Annotated in this window: 19 protein-coding genes and 1 tRNA gene; 9 read left to right on the forward strand and 11 right to left on the reverse strand. The window is 61.9% G+C overall.

Annotation, left to right across the window (positions count from 1 at the left end; genetic code table 11):
• On the forward strand, positions 1 to 323 hold a 323-nt coding region (locus tag R3C98_RS10485), incomplete at its 5' end, for a LuxR C-terminal-related transcriptional regulator (protein WP_371314037.1).
• Between the two features lie 9 nt (positions 324 to 332).
• On the opposite strand, the gene R3C98_RS10490 is transcribed toward R3C98_RS10485, so the two are convergent.
• The 4 genes from R3C98_RS10490 to R3C98_RS10505 all read right to left on the reverse strand — a co-directional run bounded on the left by R3C98_RS10490 (position 333) and on the right by R3C98_RS10505 (position 6,310).
• The gene (locus R3C98_RS10490; RefSeq protein ID WP_371314038.1) at positions 333 to 3,788 is read right to left on the reverse strand and encodes a PAS-domain containing protein; all 3,456 of its coding nucleotides are present in this window, start codon (positions 3,786 to 3,788) and stop codon (positions 333 to 335) included.
• Between the two features lie 142 nt (positions 3,789 to 3,930).
• Positions 3,931 to 5,700, reverse strand: a complete 1,770-nt coding sequence (locus tag R3C98_RS10495; RefSeq protein ID WP_371314039.1) for a sodium:solute symporter family protein — start codon at positions 5,698 to 5,700, stop codon at positions 3,931 to 3,933.
• Between the two features lie 4 nt (positions 5,701 to 5,704).
• On the reverse strand, positions 5,705 to 5,971 hold the full coding sequence (locus R3C98_RS10500) for a DUF4212 domain-containing protein (protein ID WP_034768239.1): 267 nt from the start codon (positions 5,969 to 5,971) through the stop codon (positions 5,705 to 5,707).
• 135 nt (positions 5,972 to 6,106) lie between these two features.
• Positions 6,107 to 6,310 carry a hypothetical protein gene (locus tag R3C98_RS10505; RefSeq protein WP_371314040.1) on the reverse strand — a complete coding sequence of 68 codons (204 nt, stop codon included), beginning with the start codon at positions 6,308 to 6,310 and terminating at the stop codon, positions 6,107 to 6,109.
• A 261-nt stretch (positions 6,311 to 6,571) separates the two neighbouring features.
• Here R3C98_RS10505 and R3C98_RS10510 point away from each other — a divergent pair, with 261 nt between their 5' ends.
• A complete protein-coding gene (locus tag R3C98_RS10510; RefSeq protein ID WP_371314041.1) occupies positions 6,572 to 7,213 on the forward strand; it encodes a 50S ribosomal protein L25/general stress protein Ctc in 642 nt (213 codons plus the stop codon).
• 101 nt (positions 7,214 to 7,314) lie between these two features.
• Positions 7,315 to 7,926 carry an aminoacyl-tRNA hydrolase gene (gene pth / locus R3C98_RS10515; protein ID WP_371314042.1) on the forward strand — a complete coding sequence of 204 codons (612 nt, stop codon included), beginning with the start codon at positions 7,315 to 7,317 and terminating at the stop codon, positions 7,924 to 7,926.
• Here pth and R3C98_RS10520 read toward each other — a convergent pair whose 3' ends face one another.
• Entirely contained in the window at positions 7,927 to 8,850 is a 924-nt protein-coding gene (locus R3C98_RS10520; RefSeq protein ID WP_371314043.1) for a Gfo/Idh/MocA family protein, read from the reverse strand.
• A gap of 169 nt (positions 8,851 to 9,019) precedes the next feature.
• Between R3C98_RS10520 and R3C98_RS10525 the strand changes: the two genes are divergently transcribed.
• The 3 genes from R3C98_RS10525 to R3C98_RS10535 all read left to right on the forward strand — a co-directional run bounded on the left by R3C98_RS10525 (position 9,020) and on the right by R3C98_RS10535 (position 11,328).
• Positions 9,020 to 10,045, forward strand: coding sequence for an NADP-dependent oxidoreductase (locus tag R3C98_RS10525; RefSeq protein ID WP_371314044.1), 1,026 nt, complete (start codon positions 9,020 to 9,022; stop codon positions 10,043 to 10,045).
• A 2-nt stretch (positions 10,046 to 10,047) separates the two neighbouring features.
• A complete protein-coding gene (locus R3C98_RS10530) occupies positions 10,048 to 10,962 on the forward strand; it encodes a hypothetical protein (protein WP_371314045.1) in 915 nt (304 codons plus the stop codon).
• A gap of 99 nt (positions 10,963 to 11,061) precedes the next feature.
• Positions 11,062 to 11,328 carry an HU family DNA-binding protein gene (locus R3C98_RS10535; RefSeq protein WP_034768228.1) on the forward strand — a complete coding sequence of 89 codons (267 nt, stop codon included), beginning with the start codon at positions 11,062 to 11,064 and terminating at the stop codon, positions 11,326 to 11,328.
• A gap of 33 nt (positions 11,329 to 11,361) precedes the next feature.
• Here R3C98_RS10535 and R3C98_RS10540 read toward each other — a convergent pair whose 3' ends face one another.
• Both R3C98_RS10540 and R3C98_RS10545 read right to left on the reverse strand, forming a co-directional pair.
• Positions 11,362 to 12,774 carry an MATE family efflux transporter gene (locus R3C98_RS10540; RefSeq protein WP_371314046.1) on the reverse strand — a complete coding sequence of 471 codons (1,413 nt, stop codon included), beginning with the start codon at positions 12,772 to 12,774 and terminating at the stop codon, positions 11,362 to 11,364.
• A 166-nt stretch (positions 12,775 to 12,940) separates the two neighbouring features.
• Positions 12,941 to 14,320, reverse strand: a complete 1,380-nt coding sequence (locus tag R3C98_RS10545) for a class II 3-deoxy-7-phosphoheptulonate synthase (RefSeq protein WP_371314047.1) — start codon at positions 14,318 to 14,320, stop codon at positions 12,941 to 12,943.
• A 149-nt stretch (positions 14,321 to 14,469) separates the two neighbouring features.
• Here R3C98_RS10545 and R3C98_RS10550 point away from each other — a divergent pair, with 149 nt between their 5' ends.
• The gene (locus R3C98_RS10550; protein ID WP_371314048.1) at positions 14,470 to 15,777 is read left to right on the forward strand and encodes a ParA family protein; all 1,308 of its coding nucleotides are present in this window, start codon (positions 14,470 to 14,472) and stop codon (positions 15,775 to 15,777) included.
• Positions 15,778 to 15,850: 73 nt separating this feature from the next.
• On the opposite strand, the gene gor is transcribed toward R3C98_RS10550, so the two are convergent.
• From gor to glmU, 3 genes are read right to left on the reverse strand one after another with little or no spacing between them, the layout of a single operon-like run.
• Positions 15,851 to 17,257 (reverse strand): glutathione-disulfide reductase, encoded by a 1,407-nt coding sequence (gor, locus tag R3C98_RS10555; protein WP_371314049.1) that lies wholly within the window; start codon positions 17,255 to 17,257, stop codon positions 15,851 to 15,853.
• A 56-nt stretch (positions 17,258 to 17,313) separates the two neighbouring features.
• The gene (gene rpiA, locus R3C98_RS10560; RefSeq protein WP_371314050.1) at positions 17,314 to 18,012 is read right to left on the reverse strand and encodes a ribose-5-phosphate isomerase RpiA; all 699 of its coding nucleotides are present in this window, start codon (positions 18,010 to 18,012) and stop codon (positions 17,314 to 17,316) included.
• Positions 18,013 to 18,014: 2 nt separating this feature from the next.
• Positions 18,015 to 19,385 (reverse strand): bifunctional UDP-N-acetylglucosamine diphosphorylase/glucosamine-1-phosphate N-acetyltransferase GlmU, encoded by a 1,371-nt coding sequence (gene glmU, locus R3C98_RS10565; RefSeq protein ID WP_371314051.1) that lies wholly within the window; start codon positions 19,383 to 19,385, stop codon positions 18,015 to 18,017.
• Positions 19,386 to 19,470: 85 nt separating this feature from the next.
• Between glmU and R3C98_RS10570 the strand changes: the two genes are divergently transcribed.
• A complete protein-coding gene (locus tag R3C98_RS10570; RefSeq protein WP_371314052.1) occupies positions 19,471 to 20,151 on the forward strand; it encodes an HAD-IA family hydrolase in 681 nt (226 codons plus the stop codon).
• Here the strand turns inward: R3C98_RS10570 and R3C98_RS10575 are convergent.
• On the reverse strand, positions 20,148 to 20,390 hold the full coding sequence (locus R3C98_RS10575) for a hypothetical protein (protein WP_371314053.1): 243 nt from the start codon (positions 20,388 to 20,390) through the stop codon (positions 20,148 to 20,150). The genes R3C98_RS10570 and R3C98_RS10575 overlap by 4 nt on opposite strands.
• Positions 20,391 to 20,892: 502 nt before the next feature.
• On the opposite strand from R3C98_RS10575, the gene R3C98_RS10580 reads away from it, so the two are divergent.
• Positions 20,893 to 20,967 (forward strand) — tRNA-Val (locus tag R3C98_RS10580).
• The last annotated feature ends 67 nt before the right edge of the window (positions 20,968 to 21,034 follow it).

Genomic DNA, 21,034 nt, shown 5'->3' on the forward strand with positions numbered 1-21,034 from the left:
GCTACCTGCCCAAGAGCATGTCGATGGAGGACCTCTCCGCCGCGCTCGCCACGGCGCTTGACGGCGGCCAGTGGTTCCCGCCCAGCGACGCCGCCGCAGATGCCGGACGCGAGGAATTGCTCGCCCGCGTGGCCGACCTGACGCCCGCGCAGCGCAAGGTGCTATCCGGCCTCAATGACGGCCTGCTGAACAAGCAGATCGCGTACGAGATGAATATCTCCGTCGCGACGGTGAAGGCGCACATGACGGCGATCTTCCGCAAGCTCGGCGCCAACAACCGCACGCAGGCATTGCTCATCTATAAGGAAGCCATTTCCCTCTGACGCCGGACATCAGGCGGAGGCGCCCTGAAGCAGGTCTTCGAGGAAGCGGCGGATATCGTTCGGCGCGGCAGGCTTGCGCAGCATGGCGATACCATCGATCTCTGCCTGCGTGCGCACCGCGTCACTGGCCGCCGCCGTCAGCAGCAACACATTGCCTGGTGATGGCAGTTTCGGACGGCTCATGGCGATCAGGTCGAAACCGTCGACGGCGTCCTGAAGGTTCAGGTCCGCGATCATCGCATCAAAGTTTTCGGTCTCCAGCCATGCCAGCGCCTCGGCCACAGTACGCGCGCCACGCACCTTGCAGCCCCAGCCGGTCAGCAGCGCTGTCATCCCGTCGACAATCGCGGCCTCGTCATCGACGACCAGCACACTCAGCCCCTCAAGGCTGACATTGTGGCGCGGCGCACTCCTTGTAACGCCGCGCTTGCGCTTGCCGGACGATGCCGCCAGCGGCACGGACACCGAAAACACACTCCCCCGTCCGGGCACAGACCGAACCCTGATGGGCGCTTCCATCAGATCCGCGAGACGCTTCGATACCGGCAGGCCAAGCCCGGCACCGCGAATGCCTGTGTTGTCGGTATCCTCGAAGCGGCGGAATTCCTCGAAGATCAGCGGAACGCTGTCCGGCGGAATTCCGGGACCGGTATCCCACACCTCTATTTGCGCCATGTTCCCGCGCCGCCGGGCACCGACCAGAACTGCACCTTCGCGCGTATAACGCCGGGCATTGGAAATGAAATTGCGCAGGATGCTTTTCAGGAAATCCGGATCGGCCTCAACCACGAGGCTGGACGGGGCGATCCGCAAGTCTATCTCTGCCTGTTCCGCCATCGGCATGGCCTCTTCGACGAGATCTTCCAGCAATGGGCCGATGGGTAACTGCACCGGTTTTGGCGCGATGGCGCCGTGGTCCAGACGGGAAATGTCCAGCAGGCCACGGATCAGATCATCCGCAGACTGAATGGCCTTGTCGGCCCGGGACACAAGCCCCTGCCCCTGCTCGTCCGCCCGGATGGAGCCGAGGAACAGGCGCGCGGCATTCAACGGCTGCAACAGGTCGTGGCTGGCTGCCGCGAGGAAGCGCGTCTTGGAGGCATTCGCGCCTTCCGCATCGCGCCGGGCAACGTCCAGATCCTGCGCCATTTCCTCAAGATCCTGCGTGCGCTCCCGCACCCGCGTCTCAAGCGTTTCGTTCGCCTCGATCAGCGCCCGCTCGCGCAGCTTGTCTTCGGTGATGTCGGTGAAGGTCGTCACATAGCCGCCGCCGGGCGTCGGATTGCCGACGATGCGAAGAAAGCGGCCGTCGGGGTTGCGCCGCTCATAGGTGTGCTGTCGTCCGGCACGCATGTGGGCGACGCGGCGCTGGGCCTCTTCTGCCGGGTTGCCATCGATCCAGCCGGATTTCAGATTGTATTCGATCAGCGTCGACACCGGCGTGCCGATTGTCACAAGGTCATTCGGGTAATGGAACAGGTCCAGATAGGCGGTATTCCAGGCGACAAGGCGCTGGTCGGCATCCACCACGGAAATGCCCTGCGAGATATTTTCCAGCATGGACTGAAGCATGTGCCGGTCAAAGCGTTCGGCCTGTGTCTTGTGGTCCAGCATGGACAGGACGTCCCGCAGGGCGACCTGGTTTCCACCGATGGCAGATGCCAGCACAACCCGCGCGGATGAGGCGCCAAGCGCAGACGCCAGCAAGCGCTCCGTCCGCTGAACAAGCTGCCAGTCCGCCGGCCCGTCACCGGAGGCCGGGACGCCGGAGAGGCGCTCAAAATCCGCGAAGGCATGCTCGACCGCGTCCGGGTTCAGGAAGCGGGAGGCCAGCGTTTTCAGGCCGTTCGGCGTGACCGTCGCCACCGGATCAGATGCGCCTGCCTCCGTCAGGCCCAACCGCTCGGCTTCACCGACAAAAACGGACGATTGCACCTTGTCCCGAAGGCGTTCGCGCGAGCGGAGCGAGAGGACGATATAAGCGGCAATATTGGCGCCAAGGCTCCAGACGACACCATGGATCAGGCTGTCGTCGAACCGCGCCCCGAACAGGGCGTGGGGGTCCAACCAGCCCGGCACGGCGGCCGCCATCCAGTCCGGCTGCAGGATCGCCGGAAGGAACAGTGTGTAAGCCCAAAGACCCATGCCGAGTGCCAGCCCCCAGGCGACGCCGGTGCGCCGTCCGCTGCGCCAGTAGACGGCGCCGACCAGGGCGGGCGCAAACTGGGCCGCCGCCGCAAAGGACAGGAGACCGATCTGCGCCAGCGCCTCCCCCGTGCCCGCCAGCCTGTAATAGCCATAAGCGCACAGCACGATGACGATGATCACACCCCGGCGGATCATGGTGAGGCGCGCCCCGGAATTGCCCCCGAGGCTGGCGAAACGACCAGTCTGCATGACGGCGGGAACGATCAGGTCATTCGTCACCATGGTGGACAGGGCGACGCTGGAGACGATGACCATGCCGGTCGCCGCCGAGAAACCGCCAAGGAAGACGAACAGGGCGAGCAGCCCGTTCTCGCGGGCAAGCGGCAGGTCCAGTACGAACAGGTCCGGTGGCACGTCTGCCCCGAGCGTCGACAGTCCCGCGATCGTGATCGGGATCACCACAGCGCTGGTCAGGGCGAGATAGGCGACGAACACGATGCGCGCGGTCTGCACCTCGCGCGGGTTACGCCGCTCGATCACGGCGACATGGAACTGGCGCGGCAGGCAGATGATCGCGCACATGGAGAGGATCGTGGTCGTGATCATGCGCTGGGACAGGAGACCACCGGAAAAGGGCTCAGTCGCCCGCGCCGGTACTTCGATGTCCGGCGACGTGATCAGCGACAGCGACAGCGCCGCAACGGCGACGAGGGCCACCAGTTTGATCATCGCTTCCAGCGCCAGCACCTGCATCAGCCCCGCATTGCGGCGGGTCGCATCGGACTGGCGCGCGCCGAACAGGATGGCGAACACGCCCATGGCGAGCGCGGTGAACAGCACGGTCTGGCTGGCGGGCCGGGCACCGGCATTCTCCGCACCATAGGCCAGTGCCTGGAAGCTCATCCCCACGGATTTCAGCTGCAGCGCGATATAAGGCAGGCTGCCGGCCACCGCGGCCAGCGCGGCCAGCGCACCGACGCCCCGGCTCTTGCCGTAGCGGGCGGACAAGAAGTCCGACAGGGACGAGATGCTTTCCCGCTGGGCCACATCGCCGATGCGTCGGATCAGGTCCGGCAGGAACAGGAAGACCAGCGCAGGCCCTAGATAGATGGCGAGATAGTCCCACCCATTCGTGGCCGACGTGCCGACCGCGCCGAAGAAGGTCCATGACGTGCAGTAAACAGCCAGCGCCAGGGCGTAGGTGTAAGGGCTGTGTTTCGCCGACGGGTCCAGCGCGCGCCGGTCGCCCCGCCAGGCGATGGCGAACAGGCCGAACACATACAGCCCCGTTGCCCCGACGATCAGCCAGACTGGCATGGACGAAAACTCCTTGAGGGCCGATCTTCACCCGGCGGGCGCCCGTCTGGCAAGTTCGCCCAAAGTCTGGTGCAAAACACCAAAACGGGCGGTCCGTTTTGACGGACCGCCCAGGTTGGGAAGGTTTTGGGCTGCCGCCTTCTTATTCGGGCAGCATTTCCGCATCCGCGATGCCGTGCGGGGTACGGGTTCCCGGCACGCGAATGTCTTCCACCAGATCCTGGATGTCCTGCGGCGGAGGTGCGGTCACGAGGGCAACCACGACGCCGACAGCCAGCGACAGGAACATGAAGACAAAGCCGATCCCTTCAGGCGACACACCCAGCCACCAGTGCGAGGAATCGGTGTCCACGAACTTGAAGTGGTAGATGTACCAGAAGGTGGTGATGAGACCGGTCAGCATGGACGCGATGGCGCCTTCACGGTTCATCCGCTTCCAGAAGATGCCAAGCACGATGACCGGGAACAGCGATGCCGCGGCGAGGCCGAAGGCGAAGGCAACCACCTGCGCCACGAAGCCAAGCTTGGCCGTGTTCATTCCCATGACTCCGGCAAGGATCACCGCGCCTGCGGCAGCCCCCCGCGCGGTGAGCAGTTCCTGCTGGTCGGTCATGCCCTTGAAGAAGGTCCGCCGGCAGAGGTCGTGGCTGACAGAGGACGAGATCACCATCAGCAGGCCTGCCGCTGTCGACAGGGCTGCCGCGAGGCCGCCTGCCACGACAAGCCCGATCACCCAGGCCGGGAGGCCCGCGATGGAAGGATTGGCCGTCACGATGATGTCGCGGTCGAGCTTGGTGACTTCATTGTCCGCACCTGCGCGGTACTGGACGATGCCGTCGCCATTCTTGTCGGTGACTTCCAGCAGGCCGATCTTTTCCCAGCTCTTGAACCAGGCCGGGATCGGCTTGCCGCCTTCCGCGACGATGGTGGCCGCTTCGGTGTCATAGTCCGCATCGCTGGCGATATAGGTCGACTCGTTCACTGTATCGATGAAGTTGAGGCGGGCGAGCGATGCGACAGCCGGAGCGGTCGTGTAGAGCAGCGCGATGAACACCAGCGCCCAGCCGGCCGATACGCGGGCAGCGCCAGCGCTCGAGACAGTGAAGAAGCGGATGATCACGTGCGGCAGGCCGGCCGTGCCGAACATCAGTGCGCCGGTGATGGCGAACACGTCGAACATGGACTTGTCGGTCTGCGTGTACTCAAGGAAGCCGAGATCCGTCACGACGGTGTTCAACTTCTCCAGCATGGAGATGTCTTCGCCCTTCACATTGGAGATGAAGCCAAGCTGCGGGACCGGGTTTCCGGTAACGATCAGTGAAATGAAGATCGCGGGCACCGTGTAGGCAAAGATCAGCACGACGTATTGCGCGACCTGCGTATAGGTGACGCCCTTCATGCCGCCGAGCACCGCGTAGACGAACACGATGGCCATGCCGACCATGATGCCGGTATTGAACTCGACGCCGAGGAAGCCCGAGAAAGCCACGCCCACGCCCTTCATCTGTCCGGCGATGTAGGTGAACGAAACGAACAGGGCACAGACGACTGCGATCAGGCGCGCCGTGGTCGAGTAATAACGGTCACCCACAAAATCCGGCACGGTGAACTTGCCGAATTCGCGCAGGAACGGTGCCAGCAGCAGGGCCAGCAGAACGTAGCCGCCGGTCCAGCCCATCAGGTAGACCGAGCCGCCATAGCCCATGAAGGCAATCAGGCCCGCCATCGACAGGAAGGAGGCCGCCGACATCCAGTCAGCCGCCGTCGCCATGCCGTTGATCGTGGGATGAACATCATGTCCGGCGACATAGAAGTCGTCGGTCGAACCGGCCCGCGCCCAGAGCGCAATGCCGATATAGGTCCCGAATGTCAGGACGACCCAGAAATAGGTCCAGAATTCCTCTCCGCCCATCGTCTCAGGCCTCCACGCCGTATTTCTTCTCCAGGCGGTTCATCGCCCGGCAGTAATAGAAAATAAGTCCGACGAAGACGTAGATGGATCCGTTCTGCGCGAACCAGAATCCAAGCGGCGCGCCGCCGATCGATACCTGGTCGAGCACGCTGCGGAACAGGATGCCTGCCCCGTACGATACGATGAACCAGATGGCGAGAAGGCTCAAGGTCAGCTTGACGACGTCACGCCAGTACCCCTTCGCATCAATCTCTTTGATATTGTGAGTCATTGTTTCCGTTTCCTCCCTCAGCCTGTTTGGCCAATGCCTTATCCGGCTTCTATGGCCGTTCTTCTTGTGTGGGTGCGACAGCCGCAGGTTGCAGGCTGACGCAAAAGGGCTGTCTCAGACAGCCCCACTTTGGTCTTAACTTTCCTGGCGGATGCGCTTGGCGTGGCGGCGTTCTTTCCAGCCGCTCCACAAGAGCGCTCCGGCCAGCCCCAATCCGCCGATCAGGTACGCCTCACCGAGGCCAAACCCGTCCGACAGGCTGAAACCCGACGCGAGACGCACCGCATAGATCGCCGCCATAAGCAGGCCCATAGCCATCATCACATGCGCTTTCAGCATCTTTTCCTCCCGTATTCTTTTCACCAGTTTACGCGATTTCCCCCCGCCACCATCCCCGACCTTGGTCTGAGGGGGAATTCGGGCTCGTTCTGCAATGGATACGAAGGTGTCGTGGCAGGCCCAGCCTCTGCCGCAAACCCTTGCCAATACAGGGCTTATGGGGTACGTGCGCGCCTTCAGAAACGGCGGCGCGAGGCCGTGCGTGTCAGCTTCTCACCTCACCAAAGCGTTGGGGCGGAGTCGAGGGCGAAAGGAAAAACAATGTCAAAACAACAGATTACCTTCAATGTCGAAGTGCGTGAGCGCGTTGGCACCGGCGGCGCTCGTGAAGCCCGCAAAAATGGCATGGTGCCGGGCGTCCTCTATGGCGGCGGTCAGGATCCGGTCGCGATCAGCCTGAAACGCGGTGAAGTCCAGAAGGCCATCGAAACCGGCCACTTCCTGTCCTCGACCGCCACGCTGGTCCACAAGGGCGAGAAACAGCTGGTGATCCCGCAGGCGATCCAGATGCACCCGGTCACCGACCAGCCGATGCACGTCGACCTGTTCCGCGTCGATGCCAAGCAGAAGATCAAGGTCGAAGTTGCTGTGCACTTCGTCGGCGAGGAAGTCTCTCCGGGCCTCAAGAAGGGCGGTACGCTCAACGTGGTTCGCCACACGGTCGAACTGCTCGTCCCGGCCGGCCACATTCCGGAATCGCTGGAAGCCGACGTGTCCAAGCTGGAAGTCGGCGACAATGTGAAGATCTCCGACATCACCCTGCCGGGCGATGCCGAGCCGACCATCACCGATCGCGACTTCACCATCGCCACCATCGCCGGCCGTACGGCCAAGTCCGATGACACGTCCGAGGAAGGCGCAGAAGCTGCTGCAGAAGAAGGCGGCGAAGAGTCCGAAGAGTAAGTCTCTTCCCCTCAATCCTTTCACGAGCGGCCCGCCTGTCCTATGTTGCAGGCGGGCCGCTCACTTTTTACCCCTAAGCCCCGGCAGGAGGCGCATTCCTCATGTTGATCCTATCCGGACAGGGAAACCCCACTGACCGCTATGCGAAGAACCGGCACAATGCCGGCTTCATCCTGCTGGATGCCCTTCATGCGCGGTACAATTTCGGGCCCTGGCGTTCGAAATTCGAAAGTCTGCTCGCGGAAGGCAATGTCGGAGGCCATAAGGTTCTGCTGGTCAAGCCGCAAACCTATTACAACGAGACCGGCCGCGCGCTTTCAAAAGTGCTGCAGTTCTACAAGCGCCCATCAGAAGATGTGACTGTCTTCTATGACGAGATCGACCTTGCCCCCGGACGCCTTCGCGTCAAACGCGGCGGCGGGCATTCCGGAAACAACGGCGTGCGGTCCATGATGGCGCATCTTGGTGAGAATTTCCGCCGTGTCCGCATCGGCATCGGCCACCCGGGTGACAAGGCGATGGTCATGCCGCACGTCCTGTCGGACTTCACCAAAGCAGACCTTCAATGGTTCGAGCCGATGGTCGACGCCATCGGCAGCGCCCTGCCCTTCCTGCTGGATGGCGATGATGAGCGTTTCCAGACGGAAGTCATGCGCCTTGCGCCTGCACCGAAGCACGACCCAAAACAGGCCGCCCGGCGCGGTGACGCCTGATCAGGCGTCGATCTTTGCCAGCACCGCCGCTTCGGCCGCTTCCGCCATCGCCACCGCCCCGACAGTCCCGTGTGCAGGCACCGGGCTGCGGGCAAGACCGAGACAGGCGGCATAAAAGCCTTCATCCGCCGCACCCAGCGGATCCGGCAGTTCGGCAGCGATGTCGACCTTGATCTCATAAGGGGTCGTGTTCTCGACCTTGCGGGTCAGGAAGTCGATGGCGATCTCGCCCGAGGGATAGACGACATGCATGCTGCGTTTGCGCTCGGTCGCCGCACGGCTGGCTGTCAGCCGGGCCTTCCCACCGCAGGCATAGGAAAATTCCGCCGTGGCTTCATCGATGTGCGCGGAGTGCGCGCGGCGGCCTGTGGCGCTCACGCTGGTGAACTCATTGCCCAGCATCATTGCGGCAAGGTCCAGGTCGTGGATCATCAGATCCCAGATGACCGACACATCGCCCGCGCGGTTATCAGGTGCCGGCGGGCCCGAGCGGACGGACTCCAGGAGCAGCGGCTTCTCCTCGATGGCCAGAACGCCCATTGCCTTCGCCACGAAACGTTCCTGATGTCCGACCTGAAGGATGCGGCCATGCGCGGCGGCTTCGTCAGCCAGGAAACGCGCGGCCGTTCCGGTCAGCGCGAGCGGCTTCTCGCAAAGCACATGTCGATGCGCCTCGATCGCCTGACGCGCCAGCGGCTCATGCCAGGTGGCCGGCACGGCGATGACAACCGCGTCGCATGCATCGAGAAACGCCTTGTAGTCGTCAAAACCTTGCGCGCCGAACTGTTCGGCGATGCGCGTGGCACGGGCCAGATCGATATCGTAGACCCCGATCAGATCGGTCTTCACCGAAGCTGCCGCCTTTTGCGCGTGGTAGTTCCCGAACACACCGGCGCCGGCGACGCCCACTTTCAGCTTCGTCATGTCCTAGCCCTCTGTCCTGACCGGCATGGCACCCAAGCGCCAATGTATCAAGGCTGTGGCACAGCCACGCCGCAGCGGGATTCTTCCCGGTTGCCCCTTCACAGTGCCGATCATCATGCCCAATTAGGGCACAAGAAAAACACAAGAAACCAAGCAGGAGGAATCACGAATGGCTACACTTACATCAACGGAATGGGCCCTCGCCCGTCGCCCGGTCGGGCTGCCACAGCAATCAGATTTCGAGAAGAAGACGGTCGAGATTGCAGAGCCCGGCCCTGGCGAAATCCAGGTTCAGAACTCGTGGATGTCCGTCGACCCGTACATGCGCGGCCGCATGTACGACCGGGAAAGCTATGTTCCCCCTTTCGGCATTGGCGAAACGATGACCGGTGGCGCCGTCGGCCGAGTCACGGCTTCCAACAATCCAGACTATCAGGTCGGCGACCTCGTCCAGTCGATGAATGGCTGGCGCACGGCATGGGTCGGCGCCCCGGCCACGGCCATGGCAGTCAAACTGCCGGGCGACAGCGGCCTGCCGGACAGCGCTTTCCTTGGCGTCGCGGGCATGCCGGGCCTGACGGCTTATGCCGGCATCCTGCGCGTTGCTGAACTGAAGGAAGGCGACACGGTGTTCGTCTCCGGTGCGGCTGGTGCCGTCGGCTCCACCGTGGTCCAGATCGCCAAGATCAAGAACTGCACCGTCATCGGGTCGGCAGGCGGGCCGGACAAGTGCGCCTTCGTCAAATCGCTCGGCGCCGATCATGTGATCGACTACAAGCAGGCCAAGGGCTTCGACGGCCTCGTCGCGGCCCTGCGCGAAGCAGCCCCCAAAGGCATCGACGTCTATTTCGACAATGTCGGCGGAGATCATCTGGCCGCCGCCATCGAGGTGGCCCGTCCGATGGCCCGCTTCGCCGAATGCGGAATGATCGCCCAGTACAACGAAACCGGCACGCCGGTTGGTCCGCCCAACATCATTCAGGTCGTCGGCAAGCAGCTGAAGATCCAGGGCTTCATTGTGTCCACGCATGCCGACATGCAGCCGGCCTTCCATGCGGATATGGCCAAATGGATCGCAGCCGGGCAGATGAAATTCCAGGAAACCGTGATGGAAGGAATCGACAAGGCGCCGGATGCCTTTATCGGTCTCTTCAGCGGTAAGAACACCGGCAAGATGCTTGTAAAACTGGGATAGTCATGGCGGCCCTTTTCGACGCGTACATCATGGTGGACTGGAGCGCGGCGTCCAAGCCCGTGACCGGGCCCAATTCAATCTGGATTGGCATCCTGGCCAAGGACGCACGCCTGAAGCTGCAGTTCCGCGCTGTAAACATCGATACGCGCCTGAAGGCCCGCAGTTTCCTTGAGGACATGGTCGGCAAGCTGACAAAGCGCGGCGACCGTGTCCTTCTGGGATTTGACTTCTCGCTCGGCTACCCAGCCGGAACAGCTGAGGCCCTCGGCCTGAAACTGGACGGCAAAGCCCCGTGGCAGGCGATGCACGAGCATCTGGCCGCGAAACTGAAGGACAAGCCCGACAATTCCAATGCGCGTTACGCCATCGCCGCCGGCATGAACTACGCAATCTCGAAGGGGCCGTTTCCCTTCTGGGGCGCACCAGCGCGCGATGTCGTCTCGACGCTGGGCAGCACGAAGCCCGATTTCACCGGTGCGCCGCTGCCCGAATACCGCATCGCGGAAGCTTATCTGAGGGACAACAAGATCGGTCAGCCAAAGTCCGTCTGGCAGCTCGCCTATACGGGCAGCGTCGGCAGCCAGTCCCTAACCGGGATTCCGCATGTCCATGCCCTGCGCGAAACCTGGCCGGAGGCCCGGATCTGGCCGTTCGAATTCGATCCCGCAGAGCCTCTCACTGAGGAAGCGCTCACTGACGTGAAGGTTCTGATCACCGAGATTTACCCTTCATTGACCAAGGTGACGCCCGATTCCGGCGAAACAGCGGATGCGGCCCAGGTTCGCGCAATCGCCCATCATTTCGCCTCGCTCGACGAAAAAGGGGGCCTTCCGGCCACTTTTTCCACAGCCAAAGGGCTCAATCTGGCAGAAAATACGAAAATTCAGGCCGAAGAGGGCTGGATTCCAGGCATATAGCCCGTGTTTATTGGGAATCCGGCGTGTTCAGGATTTCCGAATCGTGGACAAGTCGAACCAACGGCGGGGCATCGCCGTTTAACTCAGAGGAGAACCCGTATGAACAAGGGTGAACTTACGAAGGCAGTGGCCGCTGCTTCTGGTCTGTCGCAAAGCGACGCCGGCAAGGCCGTTGATGCTGTATTCGACACGATCGCTGACGCGGTGAAATCGCGTAAGCAGGTCGCCATCGCAGGCTTCGGCACTTTCGCGCCGAAAACCCGCAATGCCCGCACCGGCCGGAACCCGGCAACCGGTGAACCGATCAAGATCCCGGAGAAGACATCGGCTTCCTTCAAGCCAGCCTCCGCAATGAAGGATCTCTAGAACCGGTCATCCGTTACCGGAACAATTAGAGTTTCAGGCGGCGTGTCCTTTCAAAGGGCGCGCCGCTTTCAGTTCCAGCATCAGCGTCTGCAGCGTGCCCGCCACGAACACGCCGATCAGGGCGCCTTCCATCATGCCTTTCGCCCCGTGCCCCTGCACGATGCCCAGCCAGTAACAGGTTGGCAGCATGACCAGGAAGAACGAACCGATATGGATGAGGCTCGGCGACCAGACGATTTCCTGTGCCCGCAGCGCGAAGGACGCCGTGGCCTGAAGCCCGTCGAACAGGGTCATCACAGCCGCCAGGAATAATAGCGATGCGATCGCAGGCGCAATCCGTACGCCGTCGATCACCGCGTCATCGTTCACCAGCAATCCCGAAAGCGGTCCACGGAAGGTGACGAGACCCAGCCCCATCGTGACGCCGGTCAGGATCGTGGCCGCAACGCCGAGACGGCCGGCATTGACCACCTCTTCCTTGTTGCCACGGCCGAAGGCTTCGGCCACGCGCACGCTCGTTGCCGACGCGATGCCCATGTAGAACATGAAGCAGAAGCCCACGAGCTGGATCGTGTAGCCATAGACGGTATTGGCAGCCAGGCTGATCCAGGTCGCGATCGTGAAGGTCAGGTTGAACCCACCCCACTCTGCCACATTGGAAATGGCCGAGCCGATACCGACTTCGAACTGGCGCCGCGCCTCGCCCGGCTCCGCCTTCGTGGATGCGCGGAATGCCGGCGTCAGGAAGATGACTGCGACGAACATCACCACGGCGATCGCATAGCGCGATCCGGTTGTCGCGATGGCAACGCCCTCTGCGCCCATCTTGGGCAGGCCCCAGAACCCACCGACATAAGCAAGGTCCAGGACGATGTTCAGAAGGACCCCGCCATAGCTGATGACGGCCACCAGTGTCGGCCGGCGCAGGGCTTCGAGATAAAGGCTGCACACGGTCGAAATGGTGAAACCCGGCAGAGCCAGCGCCATGATGCGCGTGACGGAGGCCGTCGAGGCAGCGACATACTCCGGATCGGCGAGGTTCGTCGCCTCGGATCGCGGTGCGACCTCAACGAAAAGCCAGTGAAAGAGCGGCTCTGCGGCGAAGACCACGACACCCAACAGGACGAGACCCAGCCCGATGGCCGCGACCAGTCCGCGCCGGAAGATTCGCCCCGACTGCGCATGGTGGCCGATACCCAGCATTTCCGACGTCAGCACCTGCACCCCGATCAGGATGCCCATGCTGAAGCCCAGCGTCACGCCCATGGGCAGCCACGAGTTCAGAACGAATGGCAGCTCGCCAGGCGCAAACTGGCCCAGCACCACAGCGTCCGTCATGCTCATCAGCATCATCGCCATCCGCGAGATGGCAATCGGCACCGACAGGCGCAACAAATCAATAATGTCCCCAAGCCGGACCCAGGCCGGCAAGTTCATGCTCCGCATTGGAATACCCTCTACCCGGCGTCATTGGCCGGGCTCGTGTGTCTTGTTGATTTATGTTGTGCGAAGCAAGGCCGGATCAGGTCCGGCCTTGTAAAGTTTCCGTGTCCTGACGGAGACGGTTCTGGCTGTCGCACCCGGCCTGAAGCGGCCGGTGAAGAAGGATGCGTCAGCCGGCCTTGCGGGCCGCGTCCTTGCCATTGCCGAGCGCTTGAAGCTTCTCTGCCACCAGGAAGGCCAGCTCCAGTGCCTGCTCACCGTTCAGTCGCGGGTCGCAGTGCGTATGGTAGCGGCTGGAGAGGTCATCCTCGGAGATCGCCTGCGCGCCGCCGATACATTCGGTGACGTTCTGGCCGGTCATCTCGAAGTGAACCCCGCCCGGGTAACAGCCTTCGGCGTTCATGACGTCGATGAACTGGCGCACCTCGGAGAGGATACGGTCCACCGGACGCGTCTTGAAGCCGGAGTCGGTCTTCAGCGTGTTGCCGTGCATCGGATCGCAGGACCACACGACCGTGCGGCCACTTGCCTTCACGGCACGCGCCAGCGGCGGCAGTCCCTGCGCCACGCCATCGGAGCCAAAGCGCGTGATCAGCGTGATCCGGCCTGCCTCGTCTGTCGGGTTGATCGTCTCGATCAGGCGGACAAGCTCGTCCGGCTCCATACCGGGGCCGCACTTGATGCCGATCGGGTTCTTGATCCCCTTGCAGAAATTGACGTGGGCGTGATCCACCTGGCGGGTACGGTGGCCGATCCACAGCATGTGGGCCGACGTGTCGTACCAGTCACCGGACGTGGAATCGATCCGGGTCAGCGCTTCCTCATAACCGAGCAACAGGGCTTCGTGGCTGGTGTAGAACTCCACCTGCGCCATCTGGGGCACGGTTTCGGCATTCAGCCCAACCGCTTCCATGAAGCGCAACGAAGCCGAGATCTGGTCTGCCAGCTTCTCATAGCGTTCGCCCTGAGAGCTGCGATCCACAAAGCCGAGCATCCAGCGGTGCACGTTGGCGAGGCTGGCATAGCCACCCTGGCTGAAAGCGCGCAGCAGGTTCAGCGTCGCGGCCGACTGGGAGTAAGCCTGAATCAGGCGCTCCGGATCGGGCATACGGGCTTCCGGCGTGAAATCCATGCCGTTGATGTTGTCGCCCCGGTAGGACGGCAGCGTGACGCCATCGATCGTTTCGATCGGGGCAGACCGCGGCTTGCCGAACTGTCCGGCGATACGGCCTACTTTCACCACCGGCTTGGCAGCAGCAAAGGTCAGCACGACAGCCATCTGCAGAATCACGCGGAACGTGTCGCGGATGTTGTCCGGATGGAATTCCTTGAAGCTTTCGGCACAGTCGCCGCCCTGCAGCAGAAAAGCATTACCGGCTGCAACCTCGCCAAGGCGGGATTTCAGGCGTCGGGCTTCCCCTGCAAAAACAAGCGGCGGATAGGAGCGCAGACGGGCCTCTGCTGCAGCAAGTGCTGCAGTATCCGGATAGTCCTCCGGGATGTGCTTCGCAGGCAGTTCACGCCAGTCGGAAGGGGTCCAGTTGCTCATTTTACGCTCCATTGATGGCCGCATTAATCACATGGAAGGCGTTCGCTCAAGTTTCACCACAATTTCACAGCAGAAAGCTGGCGGAATCACCCCGCCTCCCCTTACTTAGACAGGACCTGAGGCAAGCCTGAAGGGACCGCCGCGAGATCATGTCTCACGTCTACATTGCCCACTCCACGCTGGACCTCGACGACCTGCTGAAGCTTCACGAAGCGATGCGGGCCGCCTCCATTCCGGTCAAGTTCGCCCCGGACGACGAAAACGACCGGGCCCGCAACAATGCGGATATCGACGATGCGTTCGCGATGATCGTACTGGTTTCGGCCAGCTCCGTGCGCTCGAAGACTGTGCGCCAGGACGTGGAGCGCGCCAAGGGACGTGGCTTGCCCCTGATCCCGTACCAGATCGACAAGGCCCGCCTGAATGGCTTCTTCAAGCAGGAAGTCCAGCCGCACCTGCGCCTTTCCAGCACCACGCCCGGCGGGCTGGAGCAGCTCGTCCAGGAGACGCAGGACGCCTACAAGAAGAAATGCCCCGTCATCGCGGTGATGAATCTGAAGGGCGGGGTCGGCAAGACGACAGTCTCGGCACAGGTCTTTGGTGCCTGGCACGCCATGGCGGGCGGGCGGATCCTGCTGATCGACCTCGATCCGCAATACAATCTGACCCAGACCTTCTATGAAATGGACGCAGCCGACGAGAGCGCGGCGAAGGACCGCTCGGTCATTTCCCTGTTCGAACGCTCCCGCCTTCATACCCGAAATGCGGAGAGCCCCGCCGAACACTGGCTGAACCTGTCGACCGAGCCGTTCGCGCCGGTCGCGCGCGATTACCTTGTCCATGACCTGATGGCGGACGGGAACAGCCCGCCCGGCCGCCTCGACATCGTCTCGGGCCAGTTCGAGATTTCGAAGTACGCCTTCGCCACCGACAATGACGCGCTGGAAAAGATCAAGCTCCACTTCCTGCGGCAGGTGGACTTCTATCGCAGCGAGTACGACCTGATCGTGTTCGACACAAACCCGAACGCGACCTTCCTCACCCGATGTGCGCTGGAGGCGGCCGACCGCGTGCTGGCGCCGATGCATACCGACATCTACTCGCTGCGCGGCGTGAAACTGCTGAACCAGGTGCTGCGGACGCAAATCCCCGTCGCCAACCGCCCGGCCCTTTCGGTTCTGTTCAACGCGGTCAGCCGGTCTGAGCAGTCAACGTTCGAAGCCGATGCCCGAAACGGCGCCTTCGATGAGGTCGCCGGGTTCAAACTGTCGGATGCCCTGCTGAAATCCGCCCTGCCACGCTCAAAGCATCTGGCCGTCAAACCGCCGCAGGAAGGTCAGCCCCCCTGGAAGCAACTGACGATCCATTCGGGGCGTGGCGGAGGCCTGAAGCAGATCCGCGAAAGCCTGAAGACAATTGCGCTGGAGCTGAAAACGCTCTGCGACGAGACGCACTAAAGCAAGTTCGGAGCAATCGGCCTCGATTACGAACGGATATTTGCGAGCCAAAATGACGTGACGCGCTGGCGCGTCAGGCGTTGCTTGCCACCTCCGGCACCCATTTCGTGCGCATGGTCACCAGTTCCTCCGAGACAGAGGGGTGCACGGCACAGGTGCGGTCGAAGTCCGGCTTGGTGACGCCCATCTTGATGGCGATGCCAACGGCCTGAATGATTTCGGCAGCATCGTCGCCCACCACGTGAACGCCCAGCACTCTTTCATCCGATGCGCGCACGACCAGTTTCATCAGCACACGGCTGGTATCGCCGTTGAGGGCATTCTTCATCGGCTTGAAGTTGGTTTTGTAAATATCGATGTCGGAGCCATAGGCCTTGCGGGCATCCGCTTCGCTGAGGCCGACCGTGCCGACTTCCGGCTGGGAGAAGACCGCGGTCGCAATATCCGAATGATCGAAGTGCCAGGGATTGCCGCCGAACTCGGTATCGGCAAAGGCATGGCCTTCACGGATAGCCACCGGCGTCAGCGCCACCCGGTCGGTCACGTCACCGACGGCCCAGACGCTGTCGACATTGGTCTTGGACCATTCATCCACTTTGACGGCGCCATTGTCATCCAGTTCGATGCCCGCAGCTTCGCAGCCAAGTCCCTCGGTGTTCGGACGCCGGCCAACAGCCATCAGCACGACATCCGCATCAATATGGCTGCCGCTGGAAAGCGAGATGTGGAAAGGCAAGTCTTCGCCCTCCCGCTTCTCGATCATGTCGAACACCGCGCCGGTGACAACGCGCACGCCGGCTTCCTTCAGCCCCTCATGCACCGCCGTGCGGACATCCGCATCAAAACCGCGCAGCACTTCTTCGCCACGATAAACGAGGCAGGTCGGCACACCGAGCCCGGCAAAGATGTGCGCGAACTCAACCGCGATATAGCCGCCGCCTGCGATGACGACATGTTTCGGCAGGTCTTCCAGGTGGAAGACTTCATTGGACGTGATGGTGTGCTCCACACCGGGCAGTTCATCCGGTGATGGGCGCCACGGCGCGCCGCCGACGGCGATCAGGATCTTGTCCGCCGTGATGGTCTTGCCGCTGCTTTTCAGGCGGATGGTATGCGCATCGACAAATTCGGCGCGCTCTTCGAAAATCTCGACACCCGCATTCTTGAGGTTGCGGAAATAAATGCCCGACAGGCGATCGACTTCAGCATGCATCGCGGCGGCAAATGTTCCGTGATCGTACGAGACATCACCGACACTCCATCCATAGCCTGCGGACTTCTCGATATCCTGCCCATACTGGCTGGCATAGACCATGAACTTCTTCGGCACACAGCCACGGATCACGCAGGTGCCGCCCATGCGGTATTCTTCGGCAAGACCGACACGTGCGCCTGCGATGGCTGCAATGCGTGCCGCGCGTACTCCGCCGGAACCGCCTCCGATCACAAACAGGTCGAAGTCGTAAGCGTGCTCAGCCATAGGTCAGTTCCTTGAAAGTCGTATGCGTGTCTGCGGGCGCATATGGGCGCAGCAAATCAGAATTCAAACACCGTGGCCCCGGACTCATTGCCGATAATGACCGTCCGCGCGATGCCGATAAACAATCCGTGTTCGACAACCCCCGGCACATTGGAGAGGCGCGCCGCCAGGGATTCCGCATCCGGGATCCGCTGGCAGTGGCAGTCCAGGATGTAGTTTCCGCCATCGGTCATGACCAGCCGGCCGCCCGGCTGGGCCCGTAATTCCACGCGTGGGCGGTCGATTCCGCTGGAGCACAGCGCGTCGTAAACCTTCTTGGCGGTAATCGTGTAGCCAAAGGGCGTCACCTCGACCGGCAGGGGGAAATTGCCGAGCTTTTCGACCTGTTTCGACGGATCGGCAATCACGACCATGTGATCGCTCGCATTGGCGATAATCTTCTCGCGCAGCAGGGCCGCGCCGCCGCCCTTGATCAGGAAGCCGTGTTCGTCCACCTCGTCAGCGCCATCGACGGTGAGGTGGATGCGTTCGATCTGTTCGGAAGGGATCAGGGGCACACCAAGGCTTTCCGCCTGCCTGCGTGTCTGCTCGCTGGTCTCGATGCAGCGCACGACCAGGCCGTCGGCAATTTCTTCTGCCAGCATCTGGACGAAGTATTTCGCGGTCGAACCGGTGCCGAGACCGATGGTCATGCCATCTTCAACGAATTCCATCGCCGCGGCGGCGGCGTTGTACTTCTCCAGTTCGTTCGCCATGCTCAGCCCTTCTTCTTTTCGGCCTTCCGTGCCGCCATCTTTTCCCGGAACGCCGTTGCCCAGCCCTTGCGTTCGACCTGCCTGCCCCGGGCGACTGCCAGCGCACCGGCTTCGACATCCTTGGTGATAACGCTGCCACTGCCGACAATCACGCCTTCACCGATCGTAACAGGCGCCACCAGCGCAGAATTGGACCCGATGAATGCGCCATCCCCGATCGTCGTGCGGTATTTGAAGAAGCCGTCATAGTTGCAGAAGATCGTACCTGCTCCGATGTTCGCGCCCGCGCCGACTTCACCATCGCCCAGATAAGACAGATGACTCGCCTTTGCGCCTTCAGCCATGCGCACATTCTTGACCTCGACAAAATTGCCGACAAATGCCGCCTGTTCCAGCACGGCGCCGGGGCGAAGCCGCGCAAACGGGCCGACAGAGGCAAACTGGCCGACTTCCGCGCCTTCCAAATGACTGAACGCCCGGATCTGCGCGCCGGACCGGATCTTCACGCCGGGGCCGAACACGACGTTCGGCTCGATCACCACATCTGGTTCAATCACCGTGTCATGGGAGAAGAACACCGTCTCAGGCGCGATCAGCGTCACCCCGCCGTCCAGCGCCTGCTTGCGGCGACGCGCCTGGAAGATGGCCTCAGCTTCGGCAAGGTCGGCTTTCGAATCGCAACCGATAAGATCCTCCTCATCGCAGCGCACCGCCTGGCAACGCTTGCCTTCCGCCCGGGCGAGGCCAACCAGATCGGTCAGGTAGTATTCGCCCTTGGCATTGTCGTTCGTCACCTTTTCCAGCAACCGGAACATGTTCTCGGCGCTGGCCGCCATGACGCCGGAATTACAAAGCGTAACCATCAGCTGCTCGGGCGTCGCCTCGCGCGCTTCGACGATGGCTTCCAGCTCACCATGACCAGATGTGATCAGGCGCCCGTAGAGACCCGGTTCGCGCGTGTCGAACCCGAGCACGCCGACCGTGGCGCCCTCGTCCAGCGACCTGAACAGCTCCTCAATGGCGTCCACCGGAACCAGCGGGGAGTCGCCGTAGAGCACGACAAGATCACCTTTAAATCCGCTAAGCGCATCAGCTGCGCATCGTACGGCATGGCCTGTGCCCATCGGCGGATCCTGGAAGGCGACCGGAATATTCCCCGGAAGACTGGCGACATGTTCGATCAGCAACCCTTGCGAAGGATGGGCAACGACCACGATTTCCGAACAGCCTGCCTTGCGGGCCAGGTCCACCGACCAATCCACCATCGGCCGGCCGCCGACCGGATGCATAACCTTGGGCAGGCTGGATTTCATCCGCGTGCCCTTGCCGGCGGCGAGGATCACCGCGGCGCGGAGTCTGACAGTCTGGCTCATGACAGGGCCCTCTCGCTTTCTTCTGCCCATTCGCCTAAATCAAAGGCCGATTCAAGGCGAGGGGCGAGCAAGAATTGGAGCGGGTATGACAGGATGGCTGGACGGCTGGACCGTGGTGTTCGATCTCGACGGGACTCTGGTGGATACCGCGCCGGACCTGCTGAACGCCCTGAACCATGTCCTGGATCATGCCGGACTTGAATCTGTCGATCTCCAGACGGTTGCGGGGATGATCGGCCATGGTGCCAAGGCGATGATCCAGAAGGGCATGGCCCATCAAGGCCAGAGCCCGTCCGAGGCAGACCTTGAGAGCCTCTTCGCGCGCTTCCTCATCTACTATGCAGACCACATCGCGATTGGTTCACGTCCGTTCGACCAGGCGCCGGAAATCCTGGATGACCTCGCGGCGGACGGCGCGATCCTGTCGGTCTGTACCAACAAGAAGCAGGATCTCTCCGACAAGTTGCTGGACGCACTGGGCCTCACGCCCCGCTTTGCGGCCATCATTGGTGCGGACAGCGTGCCTTCCAGGAAGCCCGACGGCGACCACATCGTGCGCACGGTTCAGGCCGCTGGCGGCAATCCGGCTCGCGCGATCATGGTGGGTGACAGCCGGACAGACGAAAGGGCAGCCCGGAATGCCGGACTGCCCTTCGTATTTGTGCCATTTGGCTATGAAGCCGAAACAGTGGAAGCGATAGGCGCAGACGCGGTCGTCTCCCACTATTCCCAACTGCCGGCGGCGCTCTCGCGCCTGATCAGTTAGGCAGTGGCTTCTGCGCGCGGACGGTAGCTCGGACGAGCAGCCGACGCATCCGCATTGATCCGGCGGCGGGGCATACCGTTCACCATGTTGCTGCGTACGTCGGTACGGGCGCTGCGCATGGCAGGCACAAAGCCAGCGTCGATAAGGTCGACATCCACTTCGTAGCCACGCTCGGCCCAATAGGCAGCAATTTTCTCACGCAGGCGCTTTGCGCCTTCTTCGTCACACCAGTCTTTCATTTTCTCTCTCTCCAGGCGTTTTTGTTTTTCAGGGCCGAAAGGCCCCTGCCTGTCCTTCTTAGGGTCTACATTTCTGCGAACCATTCGCGGTTCGTCTCGTATGACTGCAAAATGACAATGTTGGCGTTCAATCTCAAGACCTATTTCAAATGAAACCAACGTAATGTTATTCGATGAACATCTGTTCATAATGAACAACTGTTCATGTTATGCAATTACGGCAGTAATGTTTACGGTGTTCCTGCTGAAAAGCGTAAATCCCTTATACCACGGTTGTCCCGCAGATGGGTGACAGTCCCATTTTCGCCGCAATCCCAAGCCGAAATCTGTGCTCCCAAACCATGCATTGCAGCATATCTTTGCATAGCAGCCATAACTTGGACGTCACATTCCTCGCAGAAAATTGTCATCGGATCGGGGGACAGAATGCCGATACACCCGCTTCAGCTTTCCCCGCTTGACCTCTCGACTCAGTCAGATTAACCCCGCTCTCTTCCGGAACGGGCGATTAGCTCAGTGGTAGAGCACTGCCTTCACACGGCAGGGGTCACAAGTTCGAACCTTGTATCGCCCACCATTTCCGTTCTCTGGATCCTCTGACCACCCGGCCCATCTGAGACAATACGTGGTGGCATCCGCAAAGC

This window comes from Hyphomonas sp. (assembly GCF_041398465.1).
GTDB lineage: Bacteria > Pseudomonadota > Alphaproteobacteria > Caulobacterales > Hyphomonadaceae > Hyphomonas.

Coding starts and splice junctions, on each gene's coding strand:
- R3C98_RS10510 (WP_371314041.1), top strand. CDS start 6,572: ATGTCAAAACAACAGATTACCTTCAATGTCGAAGTGCGTGAGCGCGTT.
- R3C98_RS10495 (WP_371314039.1), bottom strand. CDS start 5,700: ATGGGCGGAGAGGAATTCTGGACCTATTTCTGGGTCGTCCTGACATTC.
- pth (WP_371314042.1), top strand. CDS start 7,315: ATGTTGATCCTATCCGGACAGGGAAACCCCACTGACCGCTATGCGAAG.
- R3C98_RS10490 (WP_371314038.1), bottom strand. CDS start 3,788: ATGCCAGTCTGGCTGATCGTCGGGGCAACGGGGCTGTATGTGTTCGGC.
- R3C98_RS10545 (WP_371314047.1), bottom strand. CDS start 14,320: ATGAGCAACTGGACCCCTTCCGACTGGCGTGAACTGCCTGCGAAGCAC.
- rpiA (WP_371314050.1), bottom strand. CDS start 18,012: ATGGCGAACGAACTGGAGAAGTACAACGCCGCCGCCGCGGCGATGGAA.
- R3C98_RS10575 (WP_371314053.1), bottom strand. CDS start 20,390: ATGAAAGACTGGTGTGACGAAGAAGGCGCAAAGCGCCTGCGTGAGAAA.
- R3C98_RS10530 (WP_371314045.1), top strand. CDS start 10,048: ATGGCGGCCCTTTTCGACGCGTACATCATGGTGGACTGGAGCGCGGCG.
- R3C98_RS10505 (WP_371314040.1), bottom strand. CDS start 6,310: ATGCTGAAAGCGCATGTGATGATGGCTATGGGCCTGCTTATGGCGGCG.
- R3C98_RS10535 (WP_034768228.1), top strand. CDS start 11,062: ATGAACAAGGGTGAACTTACGAAGGCAGTGGCCGCTGCTTCTGGTCTG.
- gor (WP_371314049.1), bottom strand. CDS start 17,257: ATGGCTGAGCACGCTTACGACTTCGACCTGTTTGTGATCGGAGGCGGT.
- R3C98_RS10550 (WP_371314048.1), top strand. CDS start 14,470: ATGTCTCACGTCTACATTGCCCACTCCACGCTGGACCTCGACGACCTG.
- glmU (WP_371314051.1), bottom strand. CDS start 19,385: ATGAGCCAGACTGTCAGACTCCGCGCCGCGGTGATCCTCGCCGCCGGC.
- R3C98_RS10540 (WP_371314046.1), bottom strand. CDS start 12,774: ATGCGGAGCATGAACTTGCCGGCCTGGGTCCGGCTTGGGGACATTATT.
- R3C98_RS10520 (WP_371314043.1), bottom strand. CDS start 8,850: ATGACGAAGCTGAAAGTGGGCGTCGCCGGCGCCGGTGTGTTCGGGAAC.
- R3C98_RS10525 (WP_371314044.1), top strand. CDS start 9,020: ATGGCTACACTTACATCAACGGAATGGGCCCTCGCCCGTCGCCCGGTC.
- R3C98_RS10500 (WP_034768239.1), bottom strand. CDS start 5,971: ATGACTCACAATATCAAAGAGATTGATGCGAAGGGGTACTGGCGTGAC.
- R3C98_RS10570 (WP_371314052.1), top strand. CDS start 19,471: ATGACAGGATGGCTGGACGGCTGGACCGTGGTGTTCGATCTCGACGGG.